We start from the raw sequence: 7,398 nt of genomic DNA, 5'->3' as shown, positions 1-7,398 counted from the left end.
ATGCTGAAGAACGCTATCAGAATGTTTTAGGATTAAACACGACTTAGAAATTTGTTTAAAATCTTGGCAAAAAACAGAAAAAATCCCTCTATTTGAGTTAGGAAAACATGATATATCTGACCGTTTTAGCATTCCCGAAAAACTCTATGGTCGTAAAAATGAAGTTCAGAATTTATTAGAAGCTTTTGAAAGAGTTGCTGAAGGTGAAAGTGAAATAATGTTAGTAGCGGGTTTTTTAGGAATCGGAAAAACAGCAGTAATAAACGAAGTTCATAAACCAATAGTTCGCCAAAAAGGCTATTTTATTAAAGGAAAATTTGACCAATTTCAACGTAATATTCCTTTTAGTGCTGTTGTACAAGCATTTCGGGATTTGATGGGAGAATTGCTGAGTGAAACGGAAACTCAATTACAGGAATGGAAGAGTAAAATTCTCTCAGAATTGGGAAAAAATGGGCAAGTAATTATTGAAGTTATTCCCGAACTAGAATCTATTATTTCTCCTCAACCTGCGGTAGAAGAATTATCAGGAAGTGCAGCAGAAAATCGGTTTAATTTACTGTTTTTAAAGTTTATTAAAGTCTTTGCGACTCAAGAACATCCGTTAGTAATATTTTTAGATGATTTACAGTGGGCAGATACGGCTTCTTTGAAGTTGATGCAGTTGTTAATGAGTGAAAAAAATAGTCAATATTTATTATTGTTAGGAGCTTATCGGGATAATGAAGTAAATCCGACTCATCCTTTAATATTAACCTTGGAAGAAATTGCCAAAAAATCGGCAATTATTAATAGGATTACTTTAAAACCACTGGAATTAATTTCTGATATAAATCCCTTAGTAGCAGAGACCCTTCATTGTACTCAGGAAATAGGATTTCCTTTGGCGGAGTTAATATATCAAAAAACTCAAGGAAATCCATTTTTTATTACTCAATTTCTCAAAGCATTGTATAAAGAAGAATTAATTACGTTTAATTATGAAGTAGGTTATTGGGAATGCGATATTGCTCAGGTGAAGTTATTGTCTTTGACTGATGATGTAGTGGAATTTATGGCAACTCGTCTGCAAAAGTTGTCACCTAATACTCAAGAGGTAATGAAATTAGGAGCTTGTATAAGTAATAAGTTTGATTTAGAAACTTTAGCTATTGTGTCGGAAAAATCTGTGTTAGAAACAGGAAAGAATTTGTGGGAGGCGTTGCAAGAAGGGTTGATTTTACCAGTGACAGAAGTATATAAGTTTTATACCTCAGAAGAGTCAAGTTTGACAGATTTTCAGGGAATAGAAGATGATGCTAATTATAAGTTTTTGCATGACAGGGTACAGCAAGCGGCATATTTGTTAATACCCGAAGAGGAAAAACAAGTAACTCATTTAAAAATAGGGCGATTATTATTAGAAAATGTGCCGTCAGGTGAAAGGCAAGAGAGAATTTTTGATATTGTGAATCAGTTAAATTATGGGGTAGATTTAATTGATGATTTGAGGGAGCAGGAACAGTTGGCGGAGTTGAATTTAATGGCGGGAAAGAAGGCGAAACTTTCTACTGCTTATAATGCTGCGATTAATTATCTAAATATAAGTCTAGAATTGTTAAGAGGTAATATTTGGGAAACGAATTATGAATTAACATTAGCTCTGTATATAGAAGCAACAGAAGTAAGGTATTTGATAGGTGATTATGAGCAGATGGAAAAGTTAGCTGAAGTTGTACAGGAACAAGCTAATAGTTTATTGGATAAAGTGCCAGTTTATATGACCAAAATTAAATCCGAATTTGCTCAACACCAAATTGTAAAAGGAATCGATCTAGCTATAATTGTAATTAAAGATTTAGGATTAAAATTATCCCCCAGCTCGGAAGAAGCAGACTTGTTTTCTGCTATTGAAGAACTCCAGTTATTTATGAGCGATCGCTCCACTGAAGAACTCAAACAACTTCCAGCAATGACAAATCCTGAAAAATTAGCTTTAATACAAATTCTAGGATTAATTGCACCANATTGTAAAAGGAATCGATCTAGCTATAATTGTAATTAAAGATTTAGGATTAAAATTATCCCCCAGCTCGGAAGAAGCAGACTTGTTTTCTGCTATTGAAGAACTCCAGTTATTTATGAGCGATCGCTCCACTGAAGAACTCAAACAACTTCCAGCAATGACAAATCCTGAAAAATTAGCTTTAATACAAATTCTAGGATTAATTGCACCAGCAGCTTTTGTTGTGGGTTCCCCCTTATGGGCGAGTATAATTTTTGGTATTGTAACTTTGTCCGTAAAATGGGGTAATACTCCTGTTTCCGCTTTGGGTTATAGTTCTTACGGAATCTTACTGTGGAGGAAGGGAGAAATTAAAGCAGCTTATGAATTATCAGAGGTAATATCTGGACTATTCGATCGCTTTGGAGGAGATACTCTCAGAGGAGTAACTGTAGCAAACCACCATTTGCGTCATTGGCAAGAACATTTAGCAAACACTTTACCCTTATTTCTGGAATGTTATTCTCTAGCTCTATCCAGGGGAGACTTTGAATTTGCTGGTTACAACATTTTTTNGGAGATACTCTCAGAGGAGTAACTGTAGCAAACCACCATTTGCGTCATTGGCAAGAACATTTAGCAAACACTTTACCCTTATTTCTGGAATGTTATTCTCTAGCTCTATCCAGGGGAGACTTTGAATTTGCTGGTTACAACATTTTTTTGCACTCTTTTCATTCTTACTGTGTGGGGTGGGAGTTAACAGAACTTTCTCAAAAGCTGAATAACGCTATTGATGCTGTTGTGAAAACTAAACAAGAAACTCCCCTTACATGGTTGCAAATAACTCAACAGACTGTTTTGAACTTAAGCGATCGCTCAGAAAATCCCTGTATGCTAGTTGGCTCTGCTTTTGATGAGACAAAAACCCAACCTCAAGATCACGGACTGGTATATTTACATTTGCATAAACTTTATTTATGTTATCTGTTTGGTGAGTATCAAGAATCTCTAAAATTTTGTCAAGGAGGACAAAAATATCTCCATCTGGTTACTTCTCACTATAGTCCGGTATTTTTCTATTTTTATGGTTCTTTAATCCGACTTGCTCTCTACAATGAAGTTTCTCAGGCACAACAACAGCAGTGGTTAGAAGAAATTACTTCTAACCAGGAACAGATTAAAATCTGGGCGCACCACGCTCCCATGAACTATTTACATAAATTTCATCTAGTAGAAGCAGAAAAAAATCGGGTGCTTCATAACTATGTAGAAGCAATAGAACTATATGAACAAGCGATCGCCGGAGCTACAGAAAACGAATACATTCAAGAAGTTGGTCTTGCTAATGAACTTGCAGCTAAATTTTACCTAGAGTGGAATAAGGAAACTATTGCCCAAGCATATATGATCAAAGCTTACTACGCTTATGCTCAGTGGGGAGCAGTTGCCAAACTCAAACACTTGGAAAATTCCTACGGCGATATCCTCAAACCCTTACAGCAAGAAGAGCGTAATTTTACTCGTAGCTTAACTCAAGAAAGTGTTAGTTATACAAGCAGTGAGACTTCTCTAGTGCTTGACTTCAGGAGTGTGATGAAAGCAACTCAAGCTATTTCAGGAGAAATAAAACTAGAGAATTTACTCTCGGTTTTGATGCGAGTCACTCTGGAAAATGCTGCAGCTCAAAAAGGTTATCTTATCCTTTCTCAAGGAGAAAATTTAGTCATAGAAGCAAAAGCTATTCGTAATAGCAACCTTGATGAAGAATTACAACTAACAGCAAAACAGTCTCTTCCTATTAACTCGACCTCGGAGCTTCCTAATTCCCTAATTTATTATGTAGCGCGTACTCAACAAACTGTTGTATTTGATAGTGCCAAGAATGAAGCTAAGTTTGCTGCCGATCCTTACATTCAAAACTATCAACCCAAGAGTATTTTATGTATTCCTATTATTAATCGCCGTCAATTTATTGGGATATTATATTTAGAAAATAATCTCACAGTCGGAGCCTTTAATAGTCATCGACTAGAAGTATTAAAAGTTCTGACTACTCAAGCAGCTTTCTCCCTCGAAAATGCCCGGCTTTATGAAAACTTATCTACTGCTAAAAATCAACTAGAAGAATATAGTCATACCTTAGAGGATAAAGTTAAAAAACGCACAGAGGAATTAAACGAAAAAAATCTACGTTTATCTCAAACTATCAAGGAACTAAAAAACACTCAAGCTCAATTAATTCAAACAGAAAAAATGTCTAGTTTAGGGCAAATGGTAGCAGGAATTGCTCACGAAATTAATAATCCTACAAGTTTCATTTATGGCAATATTAACTATGCCACCCAATATAGCGAAGATTTACTTAATTTAATCAATCTTTATCAACAGGAATATCCTAATCCTACAGCAAAAATAGAAGAAATGATGGAAGAAATTGAGTTAGATTTTTTAACTGAAGATTTTGAAAAATTACTAAATTCTATCAAAGTAGGAGCTGAAAGAATTCAACAAATTGTGCTATCTCTACGCAATTTTTCCAGATTAGATGAGTCAGATATGAAACTTGTAAATATCCATGATGGAATTGATAGCACTTTACTTATTTTACAAAATAAACTCAACCGTGTGAGAGGAAAGTCTGCAACTAAAGTAGTTAAAAAATATGGAGAAATACCAGTGGTTAACTGTTACGCTTCCCAACTAAATCAAGTATTTATGAATATTCTTAATAATGGTATTGATGCTTTAGAAGAGATGAGAAAAAATGATAGTGAATTAAATCAGGAACCTACTCTTACTATTACTACAGAAATAACTAAATCTCAGACTGTAAAAATCAAAATTGCTGATAATGGCCCTGGTATTAGTCTAGAAAATCAAAAGAAGATATTCGACCCATTTTTTACTACTAAACCAGTCGGTTCTGGTACAGGTTTAGGTTTGTCAATTAGCTATTCAATTATTGTGGAAAAACACAAGGGTAAACTGAGTTGTAATTCTACACCAGAACAAGGTGTAGAATTTGTGATTGAGATACCATTGTAATTAGTATCAATTGATTCAGATAGAACTTTCGGGAGCGATCGATAACTTAAAGGAACAACTAGCTTTAGTTAAATAGATAAAAATTCCTCATGCCACTGTTGAGCAACTTTATCCCACCCAAATGAATTTTTTAATGCTAAAGCTTCTTGTCTAAAAGTTTCTTGTTTATCAGGATTTTTCAACAAATCTATCACCGCTTCAATAAAAGTATTATTAGTTTTTTCATCCCCCGCAGGTCCCTGAATTCTAATACCGGATTTCACTCTTTCATCTAAAGCTGCACAAGTTGTCACTATAGGAACACAACCAGCAGCTTGTGCTTTCCAAGCACTAATACAGAAAGTCTCAAGATTAGTATGACAAGGATAAACCCATATTCCAGATTGAAATAATTCTTCTATCAACTGTTTATGGCCAACTCTTCCATGTTCATATACATTTTTCTGCTGAAAAAGTTCTAATATTTCTTGCTTTTGATTTGGTAGTTGGGGAAATCTCTCAATGAAAGGTGAATTAATTAGAGCATCAACTCCTTGCCATCCATAAAAAAGGTGAACTTCTGCATCAGGAACTTCTTTGATAACATCTGGCCATCGTCTTAAAAGATTTTCTATACCCCTTGTATAGTCGCTAATATAAATCAGTCTTTTGCTGTTTCTAGGAATGGTGGAAGGAATATTAAAATCCTGAAGATTAATCCCATTTGCTGTCAGGAAAATCTTATCTTGAGGTATCCATGTTGGCAGCATTGATTTATGAAAATTTGACAGCATAAATAGCTTGTCAAAACTTGCCAAAAATTGCGAACGTTCTGACTCTTCTATTGGTGGAAATAATTGAGGATTATCGTGCATCCATACCCCAATTTTTCTAGCTTTAACTTGCATTTCCATAGGTTGTTTCCAAGCACGATGAAATATTAAAACATTAAAGTTATCTTGGGGATTGAATTTATCAACAGACTTATAAACAACTCCATTGTACTCCCCTTCCATGTCACCGCATCTATTAAAAACAGTAACCTGATATCCTAACTTAACTAATTCTTGACTTAAATAAATTACTGCTTCTTCGCTTCCTCCAATACCATTTTCAATAGAAGGTGGAGCCCAATCTTCGACATGGAAGGGAAAATTGGAATACATTACAATTGAGTTACTGTCCCAGTTCATATTTTGTTCAGCGATTATATAAAAATACAATAAAAGAAACTATATATTAAAATCCTATACTTTGTCAAATAAATGCCAAAGATTATAATTTTTTTAATCTTTATTGTCCCTAACTTAATTCGGATAATATTGTTAAGGTAATATTTGGATTAATGCACACTTTTTCTAAAAGCATTATTACATTTTTAGCAAATAATTCTGCTGTTTTCTTACTGATTAAAGGCTCTACATACAGAAAATTACAAAATAGCTGGTCATTCAATGTAACAATACCTAACCAAAAACAATCACCTCCAATATGTTGACCCGTAGCAAAGTATAATGCCTTAATTTTTAGCTGATTAGCTTTATGGGTAAATTTTAATTTACCTCTATTAGAAATTGCAAACATATTATTTCTTCCCATAGTCTTCTCTCTATTTAAAATAGATTTAATCATCTTTTCTCTTTGAATATCTAGAGATATATCAGGTTGTAATTTAGCTTTTTTTAGTAGATTTATATGAGTCCCATTCATCAAAGCATTATGTATTTCAGATTTGCATTCTCTAGCTAAATCCCAGAAAATTGCATTTGAGTTCACCAACTGATTAAAAGATAAAAAAGAGATCAAGCAACCTAGATTTTCTTTAGTGATTTCTGGTTGNTCTCTCTATTTAAAATAGATTTAATCATCTTTTCTCTTTGAATATCTAGAGATATATCAGGTTGTAATTTAGCTTTTTTTAGTAGATTTATATGAGTCCCATTCATCAAAGCATTATGTATTTCAGATTTGCATTCTCTAGCTAAATCCCAGAAAATTGCATTTGAGTTCACCAACTGATTAAAAGATAAAAAAGAGATCAAGCAACCTAGATTTTCTTTAGTGATTTCTGGTTGACAATATTTTCTCAAGCTAACAGGTAAACCATAAGATAAATTGACCGAGTTATCTGTTGAAAATAATTTGGCAGATGCAAATAACATGGCTGCAGAAATAGCACCATGTACAGTTGTTTTTTCTTCCTTGCATTTTTCAATTAGTGTTTTAGTCTTCTCTTGACTGAGCATTCGTGGTAACATCCGGCTAAAACGTTCATCTACCGATGCTTCTTGTTCAATAATTAATTAGAGTTGTTGGGAAATAACTTAGATTACAAAAAAAATAAAATGAAAACAGATATATTTAGTTAGTGATTTTATTATTTATGC

Annotated in this window: 4 protein-coding genes and 1 pseudogene; 2 read left to right on the top strand and 3 right to left on the bottom strand. The window is 33.7% G+C overall.

Going from position 1 to position 7,398, the window contains the following annotated elements:
• Window positions 1-31: 31 nt before the first annotated feature.
• Together AFK68_RS18465 and AFK68_RS18455 are read left to right on the top strand one after the other, a co-directional pair.
• A pseudogene (locus AFK68_RS18465) lies at window positions 32-2,005 on the top strand (AAA family ATPase); the annotation flags it as partial.
• A gap of 555 nt (window positions 2,006-2,560) precedes the next feature.
• Window positions 2,561-5,032 (top strand): ATP-binding protein (locus tag AFK68_RS18455; protein WP_210407489.1); only part of this gene is annotated, 2,472 nt, incomplete at its 5' end.
• A gap of 68 nt (window positions 5,033-5,100) precedes the next feature.
• On the opposite strand, the gene AFK68_RS18450 is transcribed toward AFK68_RS18455, so the two are convergent.
• The 3 genes from AFK68_RS18450 to AFK68_RS45665 form a co-directional block, all read right to left on the bottom strand.
• The gene (locus tag AFK68_RS18450) at window positions 5,101-6,177 is read right to left on the bottom strand and encodes a glycosyltransferase family 4 protein (RefSeq protein WP_168186540.1); all 1,077 of its coding nucleotides are present in this window, start codon (window positions 6,175-6,177) and stop codon (window positions 5,101-5,103) included.
• A 136-nt stretch (window positions 6,178-6,313) separates the two neighbouring features.
• On the bottom strand, window positions 6,314-6,790 hold the full coding sequence (locus AFK68_RS45670; protein WP_371357442.1) for a hypothetical protein: 477 nt from the start codon (window positions 6,788-6,790) through the stop codon (window positions 6,314-6,316).
• Window positions 6,791-6,851: 61 nt separating this feature from the next.
• Window positions 6,852-7,257, bottom strand: a 406-nt coding sequence (locus AFK68_RS45665) for a hypothetical protein (protein WP_371357441.1), incomplete at its 3' end; no start/stop codon positions are given.
• Window positions 7,258-7,398: the final 141 nt, after the last annotated feature.

Origin of the sequence: Hydrocoleum sp. CS-953 (assembly GCF_002260545.1) — a bacterium.
GTDB lineage: Bacteria > Cyanobacteriota > Cyanobacteriia > Cyanobacteriales > Microcoleaceae > Trichodesmium.
This window is presented reverse-complemented; position numbering and strand designations above follow the sequence as displayed.